Genomic DNA, 18,244 nt, shown 5'->3' with positions numbered 1-18,244 from the left:
GCGCGAGGCCGCTCCTGATCCGACCGAAGACCCACGGAGCTGAGGCAACGGATTCAAAGCCCGTGCAGTGTCAGTTCGAGTCTGAGCGAAGGCACTGCGCGCGAACGCAGGCGACTCTGGCCGGGCCGTAACACGAGTCGACAGAATGCGGATGAAACCTGTGACGCTACCCGGGTGGATTCGAGAGTGCCTTTCAAGATGGGCGAGGGCACGCCACAGAAGGAAACGAATAGATCGGCCAGCTGCGCGGAATACCACGGGTGGGGTCACCGTTGACTCGTGCGACGGTGGCGGGCTCATTGCCCCGGGCCTCACCCCTTTCCGCCGCTGCGTGCGGCCACTCGCCGAGAGGCGCACTGACCGGCACCGTCCCTCTACACACTGAAGCCGTCGACCCATTCGGGTCGGCGGCTTCAGTCGTCACCGGCACCGCCGCGTGTGCTGTCACCGTGGGATGACGGTGCCCTCGGGGAGGTCGTACTCGGCGAGGATCACCTCATCGCCGTAGACGGGTGGGAAGTCGTCGCCGGGTGGTGGGACGGAGAACATGAGTTTGAGGAACAGGCCGGGGTCGGCTCCGTCGAAGGCGCGCAGGGAGATCCACGGCCGTGTGCCGAACGGGTCGTCGACGTGGCCGTCCCATCCGCCGAGCTGGTCGAGATAGTCGGCGAGGGTGCGGCCTGGGTAGCCGAATCGGGCGGCGTAGTTGATCGCGGTGGTCTCTGCGGTGATGCGTACGCGTTCGATCACGGCCTGAGGATAGACACCGACCGGTCGGTGAGCGAGGACAGTGGAGCGTATGGCTTCCATGGCGCCGATGCTTGCAACTGCGGGCCCTCCCCCGTCGGGCGCGGGTTGGTCGTGGGACATGAAGTTCGATGGTCAGCGCTGTGTCGCCCGCGTCGCCAGCGGGGAGGTGTTGCTGTTGAGCCGCAACCTCAGCCCGATCACCTCGACCTATCCCGAGATCACGGCCGCCCTGGTGAACGCCAGTGGTGGCCGCGACGTCGTGGTCGACGGTGAGATCGTGGCTCTCGACGCCGCCGGACGGCCGTCGTTCTCGCTTCTGCAACGACGCATGCACACCCCGCGGCCGGGCCGGCGGCTCCTCACCGACGTTCCGGCGGCGTTCTATCTGTTCGACGTCCTGGAGCTCGACGGCTCCGACGTCGGACCGCTGCCCTACCTCGAGCGTCGCGAACTGCTCGACACCTCGCTCACCAGTACCGGCGCGGTGCAGGTCACCCCGTACTGGCCTGACAGCTCCGCCGAACCGATGCTCGAGCTCGCGACGACGCTCGGCCTGGAGGGTGTGGTCGCCAAGCGAGCAACGTCGAGATACGTGCGGGGGCAGCGATCCCCGGCGTGGGTCAAGGTCCCATTGCGGCTCAGCGCCGAAGTGATCGTGTGCGGGTGGACCGGCGGCCCGACCATGGTGCGGTCGCTGCTGGTCGGCGGCTACCGGCCCTCGGGTGAGTTGGTCTACCTCGGCGAGGTCGGTACCGGGTTCACCCAGCGGAACCGCCGCGAGATCGCCGAACAACTCGCGGCGCTAGCGCGCCCTGAGCATCCGTTCACCGCAGAGCACTCCCCTACCAGGATCAGAAACGTGCGGTGGGTGCGACCGGTGTTGATCGGCACCATCGAGTACCGCGAATTCACCCGCCGGCTGCGACATCCCTCGTGGAAAGGCTTGCGCACCGACAAGACCCCGGATGAGGTGATCTGGTCCGAACACGACACCCAGCCCTGACTACTCTGGCGTCGACTCGCCCACCCTGCACAGGCAACCACGATGGCCCTGTGGCAACCGACCCGCCGGGGAGGGCGGCAGCGCAGCGCCAGCGGAGTCAGCTTGTGGCTTCTCCGAGTCGTTCGACCTGTCCGCCGACCTCGTCGGCGTACGCCTGGGCCTCGGTGGCTTCGTCGTCGGTGTAGACCCGAACACCGGCCGGCCTACCGGGCGGTCGCACGATCAACGTCAGCTCGCCGACTGCGACGCGGCCGCGTTTGGGTGCGACGCGATTCGTGGGCCCAACTCCGTCGTTGTTCTCGGTCATCGCTCGGCGGCGTCCTCTCGTGGTTGCAGCGCCTCGGGCGGCACCCACATCGTGATGACGGCCGACGAGACGTGGTTGGCGCTTTCGACCGGCATCTGACAAACACCGCGCCACAAGCCATTTGTCCTGTTAACTGCACCAACACGTGTATCGAACCTGTGGGGAGGCAGTTGATGGACGATCTGAGACGCAGCGTGCTCGAGGGGCGAGTCGATGTGCCCGCTGTCGGGGAGGTTTCGCGGCGTCTGCCTCCAGCGGTTCCGGCGTACGTGGTAATCATCGACGGCGCAGAGGTCGCCTCGATCGTCGATTACCTGACGAGTCTGACGCTGTCAGATATGAGCCCCTTGACGGTGCGATCGTATGCCCACGATCTGCTTCGCTGGTGGAGGATTCTGATGGTGGTCAACGTCGACTGGGATCGCGCCACCACTTCCGACGTCGAACTTCTGGTGGGTTGGCTACGGACCACACCAAATCCGCAACGCCGTCGCACTAACCTATCGGCACCGCAACCCGGATCGGTGAACCTACGCACCGGAAAGCCGCTGCTGGCCAGAGGATATGCGCCGTCGACGATCAACCATGCCCTGACCGTCGTCTCCGGGTTCTACGAGTTCCACCTCCTCTACGGTCACGGACCGCTTCTTAACCCGGTTCCCGCGTCTGCCGCGCGACGCCGGATGACCCGCCATCACAGCCCGCTCGAATCTGATGCGCCGCAGCGGCGAGGACCGCTGCGTCAACGGAGCCCACGCCGCGTTCCTCGATCGATCCCCGATGGTCTGTGGGATGAGCTGTTCGCGACGATGTCCCACGACCGTGACCGTGCGTTGCTGGCCTTCTACGTGTCCTCGGGTGCCCGGGCCAGCGAACTCTTGGGCGTCACTGGAGCAGACGTGGACTGGGCGAACAAGAAGCTGTGGGTGGTGTCCAAGGGCAGCCGCGAAGTGGCCGCGGTACCGGGCTCGCCTGAGGCGTTCGTCTATCTGGCCCAGTATTTCGACCAGCACGGAACACCGCGATTGGCCGAACCGGTATGGCGGACCTTGCGTGGTGAGCCGCGACCTCTGACGTACTGGGCGATGCGGCGAATCATGCAGCGTGCCAACGTCGTATTGGGCACGAACTGGACTCTGCACGACCTACGGCACACCGCCGCCACCCGGATGGTCAACGACCCCAATCTGACGCTTCCCGAGGTACAGACCATCCTGCGCCACCGGCACCTGTCAGCGACAGAGCAATACCTACAACCACGCATCGAGGAACTCCACGACAAACTCCAGGAGCACTTCACTCGTTCCCGCCCCGAACCCACCTACAGCCCCGGTTACGACGCCGACGACATCGCGACGGTGTTCGGTGAATAGAGGCAGTGAACGTGCCCGGATACCCCGCCAGCCCAATGACGCAGCGCCCCCAACCCGCTACACCAGACCCACGATCGTCGCTCAACCCGCCGCGCCGCGGGCAGTGCACCGCTACGGCGACCTGTCAGCGGCCCCCATGTCGACGATCGTTGTGCTGGCTACCAGCGTGTGGCCCGAACCCGTCAAACGGCGGCGCAGCCGCAACCGGCGGCCTGGACAAGATCGGCGACTACCTGCGCAGTTATCCCGGCGAGACGTGGCAACAGCGCTGGGACGCATGCGACCTCAACACTCGACTGTTGCCTGCCGGCGACGCCGCCCCCACAGGCACAACGACTGCCCGCGCTGAATTCGCGCAGGGCCTCGAAGCGCTGTTCGCGCTGCGCGTGATCCGCCCGACATTGCAAGCCTTTCGGGCCAACAAACTGATGCGCTACTCCCACGAGTTCGCGCAAGCCGAAAGCGATCCCGAGCTGGAGCGCTTCATCGCCGCCGTCAACGAGACCGATGCTAGCGACAAGTTCAAACGGTGGGCCGCCTTCGACGTATGCACCGCGCTGACCTACCAAGGCATCCCGATCGCCGATCTCACACCCGAAGCATTCATGGACTACGCAGTCCGCACACGCGAAACCACCGGGCGCAACGGTGAACACCTCGGCAAATACGTCGGACACCTGGCCTGGCAGATCCTGCACGGATGCGGGCACTTCCGAGCCTCAGCACCACCCACCCTGCGGGGCGCCCTGCGGGCACCGCAGCTCACAACCACACAGATGGTCGACCAATATCCGGTCGCCAGCCAGCCGGTACGGCAGCTCCTCATCGACTACCTCAACCGCCGCGGCGCCGAGATCGACTACGCCTCACTGACACGACAGGCAAACCTCATCACGAAGCTGTTCTGGCTGGCGATCCAGCAGCTCAACCCCGAACAAACCGACCTCCGCATCTCCCAAGAGCTCTACGCCCGGTGGCGAGAACTCATCACCGTCTGCGATGACGGCAGCCCACGCACCGACCAAGCGGGCATCCTCAGCGCGGTACGCACCATGTACTTCGACATCAACCTGTGGGCCACGCACGAACCCGAAAAATGGGCGCATTGGGCCGCGCCTTGCCCCGTCCCACGCAGCGACATCCGCATGCTGATGAACCACAGACACCGCGTCCGCGAGCGAACCCACGCCACCATCCGCACCCTGCAACCGCTGCTACCGGCACTCATCGACGCCGTCGCGACGCGATACGAGACGTGGCGCACCCTCCTCGACGCCGCCACAGGCGTCGACGATCGCCTTCAGTTCAGCGTCGGCGACCGGACCTACACCCGCATCTACTCCCGTGAAGACCGCAGCCTAATCGCCCAAGGCGCCACACCACGAGTCCGGGTGCACGACCACCAGGCCGACAAGGGCATCGATGTCACCCGACAGGAAGACGCCGCGTTCTGGGGATGGGCCATCGTAGAAACACTGCGGCACAGCGGACTACGCATCGAAGAACTGACCGAACTGTCCCAGCTCAGCGTGCGACAGTACCGACGACCCAACGGTGAAGTCATCGCGCTACTGGTAGTGGCACCGTCCAAGACTGACCGCGAACGAGTGATACCCATGTCTGCGGAACTGTTCCACGTCATCGCCTGCATCATCCGCCGCATCGCCGCCGGAAAGTCGACAGTGCCGCTGGCCACCCGGTACGACGACTACGAACGCATCACCAGCGACCCGCAGCCGTTCCTGTTCCAAACGCCGCATCGGCCAACGCATCGAAGTGATGACCACCGGCGCGATCGGCACACACCTGCGGGCCGTGTGCGCCGACATCGCCACCACCGACCCCCGCTTCGAAGGGATTCACTTCCGGCCCCACGACTTCCGCCGACTGTTCGCCACCGAACTGGTCAACAATGGCCTACCCATCCACATCGGCGCCGCCTTGCTCGGCCACCTCGACCTTGAAACCACCCGCGGCTACGTCGCCGTCTTCAACGAAGACGTCACCCGCCACTACCAAGCCCACCTCCAACGCCGCCGCGCACTACGCCCACCAGAGGAATATCCGTCCGTCACCAACGCCGAATGGGCCGAGTTCGAAGCGCACTTCGACAAACGCAAAGTCGAACTCGGCGGCTGCGGTCGCCCCTACGCCACCCCATGCAGCCACGAACACGCCTGCATTCGCTGCCCGATGCTCCACGTCGACCCCAAGATGCTCCCGCGCCTCGACGACATCGAAGCCAGCCTTCTGGAGCGACGAGACCGCGCCCACACCGAGAACTGGCTCGGCGAAATCGAAGGGATCGATCTCACCCTGTCGTTTCTGCGCAGCAAGAGAACCGAAGTGCAGCGCCGACTCCGACGACACACCGACCTCGGACTGCCAACGACAGCCCACCCACCTGCTGGATCGGCGGCGCCCCCTAGTCCGTCAGCTGGGTGAACAGCTCAGCAAATCTAGAGTGTCGGCGCTTCCGCTTCCTGCCAGGATGACGTCGTGAGCAGCGATACTGCGGTAGATCGAGAATTGGCGGCCCTGGAACCGATCTTCCATCGCCTCCCGCCGCGAGCTGATCGTCGGGCGATCGAAGCTCTGCTCGAGCCTGACTTTTCCGAGGTAGGCGCATCCGGAGTGGTGTACACCCGACACTTCGTCCTCGACGTCGTTGAACAGCGGTATCGCGATGGCCAGGATCCGAATGACGCAGCCTGGAGGATCACTGACTTCTGCTCCATAGCTCTTGCCGCCGACGTGTATCTGGTCACCTACCGTTTGCGCTTCCAGGAGCGGTTGTCGCGGCGCTGCACACTGTGGAGGCGGCGAGGCTCGACGTGGAAAGCTGTCTACCATCAGGGAACGACATGCGATCCAGCCGATGCCACCCCCGAGTTGAGATGACAACATTGGCGGCTGGTCTCGCGTTCCGCCGTCACGTCTGAGCCAAGGCTGCCAGGAGTTCAGCCTGGCACGACGAGGATCTTTGCCGCGACAGCTAGTTGATGGCGGCTTTAGTGTGGCGAACATGTCGGGGAAGACAAGCAGTGATGATGTGTCCGAGCACGGTGGTTGGGGTTTGCTGGCCCGGTGGATGCGCCCAGAGCTGGCGGTGCTCAGTGTCGGGCTCGTTCTGGGTCTGGTCAGTACCGCCGCGCAGCTGATCAGCCCGCTGGTGACGCGAGAAGTGCTAGAGCGGCTGGAATCCCGTAGCTCGGTCCTCGAGGCCGCACTGGTACTTGTGGCGGTGCTGGTGGTCTCCACCGGTGTCGGATATGTGCAGATGGTGATGCTCGGGGCAATGGCTGAGCGTATCGTGCGCGCCACCCGACGGTCGATGCTCGCCGCATTGTTGCGGGCACGCATCGGCGCGACCCGTACCGCTGGCGAGATGGCCTCCCGGGTCACCTCCGACACCACGCTGATTCGCGAGGCCGCCACCAGCAGCGTTGTGTTGCTGGTCAATGGGGTCGTGTCTTTGGTGGGCAGCCTGGCGTTAATGGCCTACCTCGATGTCGTCCTGCTCGCGGTCGCCGCAGTGGTCATGGGGCTGACGCTGGCGTTGTCGCTGGCGTTGATGCCCCGGTTGTCTCGTGTGCAGCAACAGGTCCAAGAGCAACTCGGCCAGCTCGGCGCGCGACTGGACGGCACCGTACGCGCGATCCGCACCGTTAAGGCCTCACGCGCTGAGAACCGCGAGCTGGAAGCTCTCAACCGCCACGTCGAGGATGCCCGGACCCTCGGAGTTCGGGCGATCCGGCTCGAAGCCGCGGCCGACGTGTTCAGCGGGCTGGCGATCAACCTGATGCTCATCAGTGTGCTGACTGTGGGGGCGTGGCGGGTATCGACCGGCGCGCTCGACGTACCTAGCCTGGTGGCCTTCCTGCTGTACGTGTTCGCCCTCAATGCACCCCTGGGAATGATCATGGTGAGCATCCGGTCCGCGCAATCAGGGTTGGCCGCAGCGCGGCGCATCGACGAAGTCACCACCCTCGAACGCGAAACCGACCCGCCCGGCGCGACCGCGGATCATCGCATTGACCCGGACCGGCCGGTGATCGAGTTCGACAGCCTCACCGTGCGCTACGCCCCCGATCAACACCCCGCGCTGCGGTCGGTGAGCCTGCGTGTCCCGCGGCGCGGGCACCTGGCGTTGGTCGGCCCGTCCGGAGCGGGCAAAACCACCGTGTTCTCCACGCTGCTGAGGTTCGTCAATCCCACCGCTGGACGCGTCCTGCTCGACGGAGTCCCGTACGAACAGTGGACCATCCCCGCGGTGCGGTCCCGGATCGGCTACGTCGAACAAGACGCGCCGCTGGTGCCGGGCACCGTGCGCGACAACATCGCCTACACCGCCTCCGAAGCTTCCGAAGCAGACATCTGGCAGGCCCTCGACACCGTCGCCCTACAAAGTCCGGTCCCTGCCCGAGGGGCTCGACCACGAGATCGCCGCAACCACCCTCTCCGGTGGGGAACGTCAACGCATCGCGGTGGCCCGCGCGTTGCTGGCCCGGCCCGAGGTGCTGCTGCTCGACGAAGCCACCGCCCAACTCGACGCCCGCACCGAATCCGCCATCACCGCCGCCATCTACAACTGTCCGCACACGGAGCGGTCATCACCATCGCCCACCGCCTGTCCACGATCATTGACGCCGACCACATCATCGTTTTCGACGACGGCACCATCCGCGCCCAAGGCACACACACCGAACTCCTCAACCAGGACGCTCTGTACCGCGAACTGATTGCAGCACTACGTATCTCAACACTGTCATCCTCAGCCGCGCAGTGAGTAGTCCGCAGTGTCTCTGCGGCCGCAGTATGTCCGATTGAGCAGACCAGGTCCGGAGCCCGCCGTGTGTTAGACAGGCGTTATGCATCGGTACACGATCCGCGACGCCAGACCTGACGATGCGCAACAGATTGCTGCCGCCCACGTCGCTATCTGGAAAGCCACCTATCCGGGGATGGTCGACCAGACCAAGCTCGATGCCTTCGACAATGCGCAGGCACTCGCCCGACGTCGCCAATCCCTCGGCACCCCCACAGCACAGGCCGCGCGAGGAATCCGCGCCGTCTGCGCGGCCCTCACCGCCACCCCACAGATTGTCGGCTTCGCAACAAGCGGCCCACCCCGCGATGACGATCCGCCCGCACCGACCGAATTGTGGTCTCTCAACGTTCTGCCCGACCACCACGGCAGCGGCGTGGCCCAAGAGCTGATGACCACGGTCCTCGGCGGGACCGACGGCCCCGTCTACCTGTGGGTCTTACGCGACAACGCGCGGGCAGTGGCGTTCTATCGCAAACACGGATTCGGCCTCGACGGCGTCACCCGCTTCGACCCCGACTGGAACTGCCACGAAACCCGCATGACCACATCACACAGCGAGGACCGAGCTGCACCCAACTGACGAAGCTCAAAGTGAGCCCGATCGACACGGTTATCGAGACCAACGGGGATGGGGATCAAGAAGAGGCTTGACCTGTAGCGGAAGGCTTGTTAGTAGCGCCGGGACGCTTGGCACCGCCCTTCATGCCGAAGCCCTTGGCGGCGGGCTTCTTCTCGGCGGGTGCCTGGGCCGGGGCCTCGGCGGGTGCGGAATCCGTGGCCGGGGCGGCGGCGGATGCCGCGGCGCCGGGCTTCTTGCCGCCTTTCATGCCGAATCCCTTGGACGCCGGCTTCTTCTCGGCGGGCGCCTTCTCGGCGGGTGCCTCCGGCGCTGCGGTCTTGGCCGCGCCCGGCTTCTTGCCGCCCTTCATGCCCAGGCCGACCTTCGGCTTCGGGGCCGCCTCGGTCGTCGCCGACGTGGATGCTGCCGCCGCGGCGGGGACCTTCTCGGGCTCGGGTTCCGGCTCCGGCTCGGCGAGGGTGGGACGCGGTCCGAGGAACCGGCCGCCGAGCTTGACCTCGGTCCGGTCGCGCTTCACCGACTCGAGCAGCAACTGCGCGACGTCGACGACCTCGACCTTGCCCTCGGACTCGGTACCGCTCGTCCGGGCGGTCACACCGTCGGTGAGCATGACGCGGCAGAACGGACAGCCGGTCGCGACCTTCTTGACCTGATCGCCGGTGGTATCGCCGAGAGTATCGAGCGCCTCGTCGACCCGGTCGATGTTGATCCGCTTGCCGATCTGCTCTTCCATCCACATGCGCGCGCCGCCGGCACCACAGCACATGGACCGTTCGCCGTGGCGCGGCATCTCGGTGAGCGTCGAACCGGCCGCACCCATCAACTCACGCGGTGCGTCGTAGACCTTGTTGTGGCGGCCCAGGTAGCACGGGTCGTGGTAGGTGACACCCTCGCCGAGCGGTGCCACCGGGACCAGGCGCTTCTCGCGCACGAGGCGGTTCAGCAGCTGCGTGTGGTGCACGACCTCGTACTTCGCTCCCAGCTGCGGGTACTCGTTGCCCAGTGCGTTGAAGCAGTGTGCACAGGTGACGACGACCTTCTTGCGCTGCTCGGGTGCGGTCGCGAAGACCTCGCCGAGCATCTCGATGTTCTGCTGCGCGAGCATCTGGAAGAGGAACTCGTTGCCGGCGCGTCGTGCCGAGTCGCCGGTACAGGTCTCGCCCTCGCCGAGAACCATGAAGTTCACCGCGGCCATGTCGAGCAGTTCGGCGACGGCCTTGGTGGTCTTCTTCGCGCGGTCCTCGTAGGCGCCGGCGCAACCGACCCAGAACAGGTACTCGAAGCCCTCGAACGACTCGACGTCCTTGCCGAAGACTGGGATCTCGATGTCCATCTCGTCGATCCAGGCGGTGCGCGCGGAGGCGTTCTGACCCCACGGGTTGCCCTTGTTCTCGAGATTCTTGAACATGCCGGCCAGCTCGGTCGGGAAGTCCGACTCGATCAGGACCTGGTAGCGGCGCATGTCGAGGATGTGGTCGACGTGCTCGATGTCGACCGGGCACTGCTCGACGCACGCACCGCAGGTGGTGCAGCTCCACAGGGTCTCGGTGTCGATGACCGCACCGAGTGCCTCGGGGTCGAACTCGCCGTCCACCGACTCGACACCCAGTCCGCCACCGAGGTCGCCCTTCGACTCGCCGACGAGCTTGCGTGCCGCTTCGGCGCGCGCCGCCTCGGGGATCGCGTTGAGCTTGTCCTCGAGTACGTTGCCGTCGGCGTCGACCAGTCCGACCTCGTCACCGCCCATGTCCTTGCGGCCACCGGCCAGCAGGTACGGCGCCTTGGCATTGCCGTGATCGCGCAGCGACATGATGAGCAGCTTCGGGCTCAGCGGCTTGCCGGTGTTCCATGCGGGACACTGCGACTGGCAGCGACCGCACTCGGTGCAGGTGGTGAAGTCCAGCCAGCCCTTCCACGAGAAGTCCTCGATCTTGCCTGCGCCGAACGCATCGACATCGGGGTCGGCGGTCTCCATGTCGAGGACCTTGCCCTGGCTCATCATCGGCTTCGCGGCACCGAGGGCGACGCCGCCGTCCTGCTCGCGCTTGAAGTAGATGTTGAAGAAGGCCGAGAAACGGTGCCAGGCAACGCCCCAGCTGATGTTCATGCCGACCATCGCCAGCCACACCATCGCCGACAGCAGTTTCACCACAGCCATCATCGATACCGTCCACTCCGGCGCACCCGCGAGTGGCATGGCGATGTAGTGCAGTGTCGGTGAGGCCCACACCGGCGAATCGTCGATCCCGGCAGCGATTCTCAATGTCTTAACGCCGAGCATGCCGAGACCTTCGATGACCACCACGGCTTCCACGAAGTAGGCGGCGGTGAAGTTGGAGCCGGAGAACCGTGACAGCCGCTCAGGTACCCGCGGGTGGTTGAGTTGACGGATCAGTGCCAACGTCACGCCACCGGTCACCGTGCCCCACCCCAGCAACTCTTCGGCCAGCCCATACATCGGCGACGCACCGATGACCGGCCAGTGAAAGTGTGGGTCGAACGCCTGCCCATAGGCCTCGAACACGAACACAAATCCGATCAGGAATCCGGCCATCACCAGCCAGTGCGCCCACCCAACGGTCCGGAACTTCACCATCCGAGTGTGACCGGCGAACTCCGCCACCATCCGCGCCATACGTGGCACGACCGGATGGCCACGCGACTGTTCGGCTCGCTGACCTAGGAGCACGATGCGAACCATGCGCACCAGTCCGTATCCGAACGAGCTGAAACCGACTATCGTTGCCGCGCTTACCAGTACCGCCACCCCGACCATCGGCACACTCACCGTTGACCCTCCAACAACTGCGCTACCAGCGGCAGCAATGGCTGCCCGGTCGTGATCTCAGCGAACTGGACCCCGGCCAGTAACGCCACCAACTGATCAGCCGACAGCCCCACCCGTTCGGCGGCACCGACCTTGCTGGCGTAGGCCGCAAACCGCGCCCGTTGCGACGCCAACGCCGTCGCAACGTCCGGTTGACGCACTCCTTCGAGCATCAGTTCAAGACGAGCCAGCGTCTGCTCGCGACCCTCCTGTGCCCATTGGTCGAATGCGGTTGTCCCGTTCCCCTCAGCTTGCGCGGCATCCAGGTCCCCCAGCTCCTGGTCGGCCATCCACCGCACAACACCCTCGATGAGGGCAGACCGTGTCCGGAAGCAGTTCGAGGTCGCCCCCTCACTCAGGCCCGCCTCAGCGTCGACAGCGCGATGGGTCAACCCCCGTAAACCCGCCCGCGCGATCACCCGGACCGCCGCAGCGGTCACCACCGATACGCGCTCCACGTTTTCAGCCACCCAGTCAGACTACAGATGTAGTGGCGTGTGCGTAGGGTCGCCCTTGCGAGGTTCAATTCGCGTGCGTAACCCTCCCCTTACCAGGACGGTGGATCGCTACTTCTTGTTCCGTTTCGGGCGAACTCCCGGCTTGGGGGCATTCGCCTTGCGCTTCTCCTGCTTGAGTCGCTTGGCCTGTTCCTCTTCCTTGGCGATGTGCCCGAACACGAGGTGCTGCTGACCGTAGGTCCAGATGTTGTTACTCATCCAGTACAGGAGGATGGCGACGGCGAAGAACGGACCGGTGATGAGGATGCCGATCGGGAAGACGTACAGCGCCAGGTTGTTCATCATCCGGGTCTGCGGATTCTCGAGCGCCGCCTCCGGCTGGCGGGCCACCGATGCGCGCGAGTTGAGGTGCGTGGCGATCGAGGCGACGATCATCATCGGCACGACGACGAACGCGATCTGCGGACGCGTGAAGTCGATGGGGGAGCCGGGCTCGACGAACGCCTGGAACTCTGTTGCAGGCTCGACGAGGTAGGACGACAACGGAACTCCGAAGAGGCGAGCGTCGAGAAAGTTCTGCACCTGCTCGGCACTGAACACATAGTTGCCCTGCGACCGGGTTTCCGCGGCACTCATGCCGAGCTGTCCGATGCCGGTGCCCATGCGGTTGAACGACCGCAGCACGTGGAACAGACCGATGAAGACCGGGATCTGCAGCAGCATCGGCAGGCAGCCGAGCATGGGGTTGAACCCGTGCTCCTTCTGCAGCTTCTGCATCTCCTCGGTCATCTTGACCCGATCCTTGGCGTACTTCTTACGGATCGCCTGGAGCTGCGGGTTGATCTCCTGCATCTTCTTCGTGGTGCGGATCTGCTTCACGAAGGGCTTGTAGAGGATGGCGCGCAGGGTGAACACGAGGAACACCACCGACAGTGCCCAGGCGATACCGTTTCCACCGGGGGAGTCGGGCGTGACATGGCTGAATAGCCAATGCCAGACCCACATGATCCCGGAGACCGGGTAATAGATGAAGTCGAGCACGATGAGCTGCCTTCCAAGAAAGTCGATCGACGAGTGGAACCCACCCGTGGCCAGGCCAGTGGTGAAGCATGCGACGACTGATCAACCCATGAGGGCGACCACACACCCATAGGGTGGCGTTGAAGGTGTATGCCAGTCGGGCTCAGACCAGGTGGACATTGGGAGAGTGATCACCCTGCGCAGCAGTCCATTTGGCACCAGGTTCTTAGACCCCGACCGGGGTCTATGTGCTCAGCGCAGGGCGAGGCGGTGGGTGGGAGCGCGCGGCTCGACTACACAACGGGTCCGGAGCTTCTTCCGGGGGAATCGGGGAACGTCACGTCGTTTGCGGGGATGAGATATCCGAGCAGCACGATGATGTGTGATGACGGCGCGTTGAAGCAGCCGGGCAACCACACTGATGTACGCTTGATAGGCCGTTGTAGCGAGAGTGCCCTGAGCGCCGATCCACACGCCAAGAAGAACCAGCAAAGACACGAACCAGGCCGACATCGGCAGGCTTGGTAGTTCGAGTGGCACGACTGTAATCCATAGAACTGCCAGCAGCGCCAGCACCGGGCGATCGACCCGCCGCCATGGGTAAGTAAACGCCATCAACCGGATTCACCGCCACCTGTCTCTGTGAACGGTCACTATAAGCGAAAAATCGCCGAAGCGGAGTACCTGTGGGTCGGCGGCCCGGCGCGTGAGAAATCAGAACCCACGCAGTGTTCGAACGCTGAAGAGTTGACAGACACACGGGAACCCTCCTCGGAAATTCGAGGTAGAGTCCTCAACAATCCTAAGAGCGGACCGAAACCGGCGTAGCCCATGCAACCACTCGACGACATAACGCTCGCGAGCTACCAAGCGCGCGCTGACCGCTACGCCGAACGAACACCCGCGCTCGGGCCGCATCTGAGTGCCTACCTGGATTCCCTCACCGCTCTCCTACCAGCCGGTGCGACAGTGCTCGAGGTGGGAAGCGGCCCAGGACGGGCAGCTACATACCTGGAGTCCACACACCTCGGTGTCCAGCGCACGGATGCGACGCCGGCGTTCGTAGAGATGATGCACGCCGACGGTCACGACGCCAACGTGCTTGATATACGCACCGATGACCTGGGAGGCCCCTACGATGCGATCCTGGCCACCGCGGTCCTCCTGCACCTGACCCGCAGCGAGTTCGAAACCTTCCTGCACCGGGCTCATGCAGCCATCACACCAGGCGGCCTTCTTGCCTTCACAGTAAAAGAGGGCGACGGGTCGCAGTGGTCCACCGAAAAGATCGATCTGCCAAGACGTTTCACCTACTGGCGCGAGCGTGACTTGCGTACCCTCATGGCAAGAACCGGGTGGGCATCCCTGAGCGTCAGTCAGGTCCGCATGAACGAATTGTGGATCTTTGTCATCGCCCGATCCGAACCCACCACCACCACCACGTAACCAGTGCCGAGGGGGCTAGAACTCAACTCCCGCTCACTCACCCTTCCCGCCGATTCTAGAACGTGTTTCACTATCGGCGTGTCTGCAGACCAGCACCAAGCCCCCACGTCATTCTTTCGACGCCATAGCACGGGTCTACTTGTCCCCGAGCCGTTGGCGATCGGCCCCTGGTCCGCGAACCAGATCGGCGGTTACGCCGTCTGCGGAGTCCTCGCCCGGGCGATCGAAGGCCTTGCTGATCTTGCCGCGTTCCTACCGGTACGGCTGACAGTCGATCTCTGCGCCCCCGTTGCTGCCGACATCGTGCAAACTCAGGCACACGAGCTGCTGCGCAGCCCGCGTCTCCAGCTGATCGATGCCACCGTCGGCCGCGACGAGGCTGTGACAGCCCGCGCCCGAGCAGTATTCGCCAAGCCCACCCAAGAGCCACCGGGCCAGATGTGGAGGCGCACCGATGACCTGCCACCCGATCCACCCGACTGCTCCGATGCCCCCGGCCCCCCACTGTTCACCAGCGGCACCGGCACATGGACAGACAACTTCGCCCAGCATCAGAATGCGTCACGCAAGACTGTCTGGCAGCGGTTTCCACCTCTCGTCGACGGCGAAGAGATGTCGCCGTTCGTTCGAGCTGCGGTCATGGCCGAAACCACGAGCCTCGTCTGCCACTGGGGCTCGGCCGGCGCTGGGTTCATCAACATCGACACCACGCTCGCGCTGACCCGACTGCCCGACGGAGTAGGACTCGGACTGCGTGCCGATGATCAACGCTCCCAGAACGGCATCTCGATCGGCACAGCCACCATGTTCGACCGACACGGTCACCTCGGAACCTGCACTGTCACAGCGATTGCCAACGCACGCCGCCAAGTCGACTTCACACATCGCTGACACTCGCGGAAAGCCCGTCACCGCAGCTGCGATCCCGACTGCCACAATCGCCGATCCCAACGACCCACCTCGGATGCGATTCTTCTCAGATAGGCAAGGAGACTGATGGAGATCGATAAGGACCAAGATCCGATGCGGATCGAGTTGGGCCAGTTCTACCCCCACGCACCCCGGCAGGTGTGGCAGGCGTTCACCGACTCCACCGTGATACAGCAGTGGTTCTTACAGTCAGTCGGATACGTGGCGGAGGTAGGCGCACAGTTCATGTTTCTGATCCCCAGCGATCCACCTGCCGAGATCGCGTGCACGGTCGTGGAGGCCGAACCCGCAGCGCGACTGGCCTGGAGCTGGCACGATACACGATCATCAGTCGCTACCGACTGGCCGGTGTTGTGGTCGATGCATGCGCACGGGCGGGGCACACAGCTCCTCCTTTCCCAACAGGGATTCGATCCGGACGACAGACGTCAACGGATGGCACGTAACGCGATGGAACGTTTCTGGCGTACCCCGTTCGCTCAACTCGGCCCGGTTCTCGACGCCCTGTAGGTTCGCATCACCGGCCTCGAATGACTTGACTAGTGCAGAGAAGAGATTTGAAGCCATGCCATGAGCAGCGCTGGCATAGTCGGTTCGATACGTGCGGCGGATGCACGCACTCGCAGTGACACTCCCCCGCCGGCCGCATACGAGCGACCGCAGGACGGGTCAGCGATCGCCATGTCGATCATGACGGGCCTGGGCGGATCGAACACCCGCAGGGTGCGGGTGTCAGGCCAGTGATCGAACATACCCCGAGTGTCATCTCGCAGGACATCGGTGACAGTTCTGGATCAAGACATCGGTGACAGTCTGAGGGGTCTTGGTGGTGACACTTCTTCCATCCAACGCTCAGCGCATACCGGCTCGACACCGGACCACCGTGCGATCGGTTTGCTGCCTCCACCAGCTCTGCGCGGTCGGGGCGTCAGTTGAAATGGTGGAGGAGGAAACCGCTGAGGCGGCGGGTGGGGGCTGCTTCGGTTGTGGCGCCCCAGGCGAGCGTGACGTCTCGGCGATATCGGAACGACTCAGTCAGCGGCCGCTCAGTCAGTCCTGTCGGTAGGCGGTCGTCGTGGGGCAGTAAAGCGATCCCGAGGCCACGGAAGACGAGTTCACGGATGGTCGCGAACTCCGTGACCTCGACCGCGATGTCCGGCGTGTAACCCGCTTCGTGGCACCAGGTCTCGGTTAGTTGGCGGAGGTTATAGCTAGGAGGGTTGGCAATGAAGGTCTCGTTCCTCAGGTCTGCGAGCCGGATGTGTTCGCGCGCCGCGAGCGGGTGATCCTGAGGGACTACGACCTGAATCTGCTGGGTGCCGATGCGTACGTGTCTGAGTCGTTCAGGGGCGGGGATGACGACTGCCAAGTCGAGATCACCCGCGCGAAGATCGGCACTCAGCGCTGACCCGTGTGCCTGCTTGAGGAGCACCTTGATGCCGGGATGGTGGTGCCGGAACGCGGCGAGGAGGTCGGGCACGTGTCCTGACCCCATGGTCAGAGGGAACCCAAACCGCACGGTCCCGTGATCGGGGTCAGCGTCTCCGATCACGTCCTCGATCGCGTGGGCTAGTTGGCGCAGTGGCTCACGCACTTGCTGTGCCAGTCGCTCGGCTGCTGCGGTGAGGCGGACGATCCTTCCGTCGTGAATGAGTAGTGGAACGTGCAGTTGCTCCTCCAAAGCGTGAATTCGACGACTCATCGACGACTGGGGCACGCCGAGCGCGGCTGCAGCCCGGGTCATGTGCCCGTCGTGGGCGGCCAATTCCACCAGTGCCCGTAGCTGTGGAGCCAGCAGGTTCGCCCATTGATCCATATTCGGATTATAAGGACGAGTTCGATCATTGGACGGAACGACTGTGCCCGGCGAATCCTGAACTCACTGATCCTCCACTTCGGGAGCGTGTGTCACATGGGAGAAACCTCGAAAGTCGCGCCGGGTTCGCTCGGGGACATCGATGCGGACGTCATCTTGATCGGCGGCGGGATCATGTCCGCAACGCTGGGATCAATGCTGGCGGTTCTACAACCCGATTGGCGCATTGTGCTACTAGAGCGGACAACTGGGTTGGCCACCGAAAGCAGCGGACCCTGGAACAATGCCGGTACCGGGCATACCGGGTTTTGCGAACTCAACTACATGCCCGACCCTGCCGACGGTCGCAAAGCGTCGATGGTCGCAGGGCAGTTTCACGTGAGCCGTCAGTGGTGGGCTCATCTAGTCCGCACGGGGCTGTTGTCACCAGACACGTTCATCCATGCCACTCCGCACATGGACGTAGTATTCGGTCGCCGCGACGTCGCTTACCTTCGACAGCGGTTCGAGACGCTGACAAAGGTTCCGCTGTTCGACGGGCTGGAGTACACCGAAGATCCCGCCACGATCGGCGAGTGGGCGCCCCTGATGGTGGAGGGCCGGACCAATCACGAACCGATGGCTGCCACCCGGCATCTAGGCGGAACCGACGTCGACTTCGGTGCTCTCACAGAAGGTTTGACACGCATCATCACCGACGCCGGCGGGCAAGTGCTGCTGGAGCACGAGGTGCGCTCGCTGCGCCGGCCTTCGGATGGCCCATGGGTCGTCGCTGGATGCACAGGTAGTGACAGGTTCGAGCTCCGTGTGGCAGGTCCCCGATAGCCGGTCCAGGCAGTTCTAGAGCCAGTTTCTTCTAGCTGTCGGTCAGTCGATCTCGCAGCCCACAGGGTGGTGCTGGTG

General features: G+C 64.3%; 14 protein-coding genes and 4 pseudogenes. 12 read left to right on the top strand and 6 right to left on the bottom strand.

Annotated features, from left to right (window positions below):
• Positions 1–444 precede the first annotated feature (444 nt).
• Positions 445–750, bottom strand: coding sequence for a hypothetical protein (locus tag ACFVHY_RS24050; RefSeq protein ID WP_390275862.1), 306 nt, complete (start codon positions 748–750; stop codon positions 445–447).
• A 49-nt stretch (positions 751–799) separates the two neighbouring features.
• On the opposite strand from ACFVHY_RS24050, the gene ligD reads away from it, so the two are divergent.
• Positions 800–1,753, top strand: coding sequence for a non-homologous end-joining DNA ligase (gene ligD / locus ACFVHY_RS24045; RefSeq protein WP_390275861.1), 954 nt, complete (start codon positions 800–802; stop codon positions 1,751–1,753).
• Between the two features lie 97 nt (positions 1,754–1,850).
• On the opposite strand, the gene ACFVHY_RS24040 is transcribed toward ligD, so the two are convergent.
• Positions 1,851–2,060: a hypothetical protein gene (locus ACFVHY_RS24040; protein WP_390275860.1), complete on the bottom strand. Its 210-nt coding sequence runs from the start codon at positions 2,058–2,060 to the stop codon at positions 1,851–1,853.
• Positions 2,061–2,131: 71 nt separating this feature from the next.
• On the opposite strand from ACFVHY_RS24040, the gene ACFVHY_RS24035 reads away from it, so the two are divergent.
• The 7 genes and pseudogenes from ACFVHY_RS24035 (at position 2,132) to ACFVHY_RS24005 (ending at position 8,844) form a co-directional block, all read left to right on the top strand.
• Complete coding sequence (locus tag ACFVHY_RS24035; RefSeq protein ID WP_390275859.1) at positions 2,132–3,433, top strand: tyrosine-type recombinase/integrase; 1,302 nt, start codon at positions 2,132–2,134, stop codon at positions 3,431–3,433.
• 299 nt (positions 3,434–3,732) lie between these two features.
• Positions 3,733–5,397, top strand: coding sequence for a hypothetical protein (locus tag ACFVHY_RS24030; RefSeq protein WP_390275858.1), 1,665 nt, complete (start codon positions 3,733–3,735; stop codon positions 5,395–5,397).
• Positions 5,291–5,878: a tyrosine-type recombinase/integrase gene (locus tag ACFVHY_RS24025; protein WP_390275864.1), complete on the top strand. Its 588-nt coding sequence runs from the start codon at positions 5,291–5,293 to the stop codon at positions 5,876–5,878. Before ACFVHY_RS24030 ends, ACFVHY_RS24025 begins: the two co-directional genes overlap by 107 nt.
• 54 nt (positions 5,879–5,932) lie before the next feature.
• A complete protein-coding gene (locus tag ACFVHY_RS24020) occupies positions 5,933–6,334 on the top strand; it encodes a DUF4440 domain-containing protein (RefSeq protein ID WP_390275857.1) in 402 nt (133 codons plus the stop codon).
• A 124-nt stretch (positions 6,335–6,458) separates the two neighbouring features.
• A pseudogene (locus ACFVHY_RS24015) lies at positions 6,459–7,832 on the top strand (ABC transporter ATP-binding protein); the annotation flags it as partial.
• Between the two features lie 88 nt (positions 7,833–7,920).
• Positions 7,921–8,175 (top strand): hypothetical protein, encoded by a 255-nt coding sequence (locus ACFVHY_RS24010; RefSeq protein ID WP_390275863.1) that lies wholly within the window; start codon positions 7,921–7,923, stop codon positions 8,173–8,175.
• 129 nt (positions 8,176–8,304) lie between these two features.
• Positions 8,305–8,844, top strand: coding sequence for a GNAT family N-acetyltransferase (locus tag ACFVHY_RS24005; protein WP_390275856.1), 540 nt, complete (start codon positions 8,305–8,307; stop codon positions 8,842–8,844).
• Positions 8,845–8,917: 73 nt separating this feature from the next.
• On the opposite strand, the pseudogene ACFVHY_RS24000 reads toward ACFVHY_RS24005, so the two are convergent.
• From ACFVHY_RS24000 to yidC, 3 genes and pseudogenes are all read right to left on the bottom strand, one after another.
• Positions 8,918–11,506: pseudogene (locus ACFVHY_RS24000) on the bottom strand ((Fe-S)-binding protein); the annotation flags it as partial.
• Positions 11,507–11,628: 122 nt separating this feature from the next.
• Entirely contained in the window at positions 11,629–12,141 is a 513-nt protein-coding gene (locus ACFVHY_RS23995) for a TetR/AcrR family transcriptional regulator (RefSeq protein ID WP_390275855.1), read from the bottom strand.
• Between the two features lie 99 nt (positions 12,142–12,240).
• Positions 12,241–13,170: pseudogene (gene yidC, locus ACFVHY_RS23990) on the bottom strand (membrane protein insertase YidC); the annotation flags it as partial.
• Between the two features lie 810 nt (positions 13,171–13,980).
• Here yidC and ACFVHY_RS23985 point away from each other — a divergent pair.
• The 3 genes from ACFVHY_RS23985 (at position 13,981) to ACFVHY_RS23975 (ending at position 16,035) form a co-directional block, all read left to right on the top strand.
• Positions 13,981–14,595, top strand: a complete 615-nt coding sequence (locus ACFVHY_RS23985; protein WP_390275854.1) for a class I SAM-dependent DNA methyltransferase — start codon at positions 13,981–13,983, stop codon at positions 14,593–14,595.
• 78 nt (positions 14,596–14,673) lie between these two features.
• Positions 14,674–15,486: a thioesterase family protein gene (locus ACFVHY_RS23980; protein WP_390275853.1), complete on the top strand. Its 813-nt coding sequence runs from the start codon at positions 14,674–14,676 to the stop codon at positions 15,484–15,486.
• Between the two features lie 105 nt (positions 15,487–15,591).
• Positions 15,592–16,035, top strand: coding sequence for an SRPBCC domain-containing protein (locus tag ACFVHY_RS23975; RefSeq protein ID WP_390275852.1), 444 nt, complete (start codon positions 15,592–15,594; stop codon positions 16,033–16,035).
• Between the two features lie 418 nt (positions 16,036–16,453).
• Here the strand turns inward: ACFVHY_RS23975 and ACFVHY_RS23970 are convergent, their stop codons facing one another.
• Positions 16,454–17,341 carry a LysR family transcriptional regulator gene (locus tag ACFVHY_RS23970; RefSeq protein ID WP_390275851.1) on the bottom strand — a complete coding sequence of 296 codons (888 nt, stop codon included), beginning with the start codon at positions 17,339–17,341 and terminating at the stop codon, positions 16,454–16,456.
• A 96-nt stretch (positions 17,342–17,437) separates the two neighbouring features.
• Here ACFVHY_RS23970 and ACFVHY_RS23965 point away from each other — a divergent pair.
• A pseudogene (locus ACFVHY_RS23965) lies at positions 17,438–18,148 on the top strand (FAD-dependent oxidoreductase); the annotation flags it as partial.
• Positions 18,149–18,244: the final 96 nt, after the last annotated feature.

It is taken from the genome of Gordonia sp. NPDC127522, assembly GCF_042672305.1.
GTDB lineage: Bacteria > Actinomycetota > Actinomycetes > Mycobacteriales > Mycobacteriaceae > Gordonia > Gordonia hongkongensis.
This window is presented reverse-complemented; position numbering and strand designations above follow the sequence as displayed.

What these genes read in the sequence shown, in the direction of transcription:
- ligD (WP_390275861.1), top strand. Translation starts at nt 800, where the DNA reads ATGGCTTCCATGGCGCCGATGCTTGCAACTGCGGGCCCTCCCCCGTCG.
- ACFVHY_RS23985 (WP_390275854.1), top strand. Translation starts at nt 13,981, where the DNA reads ATGCAACCACTCGACGACATAACGCTCGCGAGCTACCAAGCGCGCGCT.
- ACFVHY_RS24005 (WP_390275856.1), top strand. Translation starts at nt 8,305, where the DNA reads ATGCATCGGTACACGATCCGCGACGCCAGACCTGACGATGCGCAACAG.
- ACFVHY_RS23970 (WP_390275851.1), bottom strand. Translation starts at nt 17,341, where the DNA reads ATGGATCAATGGGCGAACCTGCTGGCTCCACAGCTACGGGCACTGGTG.
- ACFVHY_RS23975 (WP_390275852.1), top strand. Translation starts at nt 15,592, where the DNA reads ATGGAGATCGATAAGGACCAAGATCCGATGCGGATCGAGTTGGGCCAG.
- ACFVHY_RS24040 (WP_390275860.1), bottom strand. Translation starts at nt 2,060, where the DNA reads ATGACCGAGAACAACGACGGAGTTGGGCCCACGAATCGCGTCGCACCC.